This is a genomic window from Rhodococcus sp. P4_B6, from assembly GCF_056402215.1.
The window spans coordinates 1-1,779 of record NZ_JBFUHV010000421.1 but is presented as its reverse complement, the minus strand read 5'-3'; the positions used below and the strand labels follow the sequence as shown (position 1 = coordinate 1,779).

Annotated in this window: 2 protein-coding genes; one reads left to right on the top strand and one right to left on the bottom strand. The window is 66.1% G+C overall.

Annotated elements, in window-relative coordinates; genetic code table 11:
* Positions 1 to 514: 514 nt before the first annotated feature.
* Entirely contained in the window at positions 515 to 973 is a 459-nt protein-coding gene (locus AC1DWT_RS51220) for a QcrA and Rieske domain-containing protein (protein WP_206013944.1), read from the top strand.
* Between the two features lie 287 nt (positions 974 to 1,260).
* Here AC1DWT_RS51220 and AC1DWT_RS51215 read toward each other — a convergent pair.
* On the bottom strand, positions 1,261 to 1,779 hold a 519-nt coding region (locus tag AC1DWT_RS51215; protein WP_477926266.1), incomplete at its 5' end, for an AMP-binding enzyme.

The window sequence follows — 1,779 nt, the reverse complement described above, 5'->3', positions numbered from 1 at the left end:
GCCTGCTCGCTTCCGAGTCCAGCGCCCGCTGTTCGGGTCCGTCATCGTAGGCTTCGTCATCTGGTTTGTCGGTGACGGGCTCCGATTCGTTACCGCATGTCAGAGGACTGTTGCGGTTGCCGCACGACCGCGCCCGTCCGTTTGGGCCGACCCCGGCGCACTCGGGCGGTCCTGAGGCCCTGGGCCGGGGTCGACGTTTTTGTAGGGGCATCGCTTCATCTGGGTGGACGATCCTCCTAGTTGGATTATCCCACCGGTGGCCGGTACTCGGCGAGGCTCCGCGCCGCCTCCATTGCTGGTGGGTCGCGCTGATCTTGTCGCCGACTTCGGCGACGCTAATGCCGTCCGCAAGGCGGACCGACCGCGCACGGTGAAGGGTTTCGCAGGCATCCGCCGGACACAGCCTGCCCGGCGTCGCGCATTGAACCAGTCGTGTGTGTCCTGCGTTAGAACCATTGAGAGAGCCGCAGTGATCGATCCCGCGTGACCCCAGCCCAGACAGGGAGACACCGCCATGCAGTCCGACGAACTCAACCAGGAGCAGAGCCTGCGGATCAACCAGATGGCGTTTCCGCGTCGTACGGTTATCGCCGGTATGGGTGTTGTAGCCGCCTTGGCCGCTGGTAGCGCTCTGTTCAGCAGAACTCGCGCGTCGTCTGCGTCCGGCGGCAGCGGTGGCCCAGCTGTGAAGGCTGCGAGTGCAACCGTGCCGACCGGCAATGTTCCCGTCGGTGGCGGCGTGGTGCTCGGCGATGTGGTCGTCACACAGCCCAGCGGCGGTGACTTCCGCGGGTTCTCGTCGACATGCACGCACGCGGGGTGCACCGTATCCGACGTCTCCGGTGGCACCATCAATTGCCCGTGCCATGGCAGCAAGTTCAATCTCGACGGGTCCGTGCACAACGGTCCGGCGTCCGTTCCGCTCGCCCCACGGAGCGTCTCCGTTCAGGGTGACTCGGTCGTGGTCGGCTGAGGTGTGTGACGACTCAGGGGTGTCAACGAATTGGTACGCGGCAGATTGACCTCAGCCCGCGTGCCCGCGCCGTGCTGGTCTGCCCCTGGCGAATGAAACAAACCGATTGGCCTGTTTTCTGGTAGCGTCGGGGCCGTCATGGTGGTCACATGACAACGCGCACGTCTCAGGCATATGAGGCGATTCACGCGAGGGGTGGAGTGCAGGTGCTGCCCGAGCTGCTGATTGGGCGGCACCTGCACTCACCGTCACCGGAGGTGGGCACTCCTGGCGAGTCGAATCGCGGTCTACTTACCCGCCGTTTCCCGCGTGCGCAGGTCTTTGCGGAGGATTTTGCCTGCGGCGGACTTGGGGACGAGGTCGATGAACTCGACCCTGCGGACCTTCTTGTGCGGGGAGACCCGGGCGGCGACGAACGCGATCACCGCGGCCTCGTCCAGATCCTTGGCACCGGGCTGGGCGACGACGAACGCCTTCGGCACCTCCTCACCCTCGTCGTCGAGGACACCGATGACGGCGGCGTCGGCGATCTGCGGGTGCGTGAGCAGCAGCGCCTCGAGTTCGGCGGGCGGCACCTGATACGCCTTGTACTTGATCAGCTCCTTCATCCGGTCCACGATCGTCACCACCCCCTCGGCGTCGACGGTCGCAATGTCCCCGGTGTGCAGGTACCCGTCCGCGTCCAGGGTTTCGGCGGTGGCCTCGTCGTTGCCGAGGTACCCGGCCATGATGTTCGGGCCCTTGCACCACAACTCCCCCGGCGCGCTGACCCCCTCGGCCGGGTAGGCGACCTCCAGCCCGGTGGC

What these genes read in the sequence shown, in the direction of transcription:
- AC1DWT_RS51220 (WP_206013944.1), top strand. Translation starts at nt 515, where the DNA reads ATGCAGTCCGACGAACTCAACCAGGAGCAGAGCCTGCGGATCAACCAG.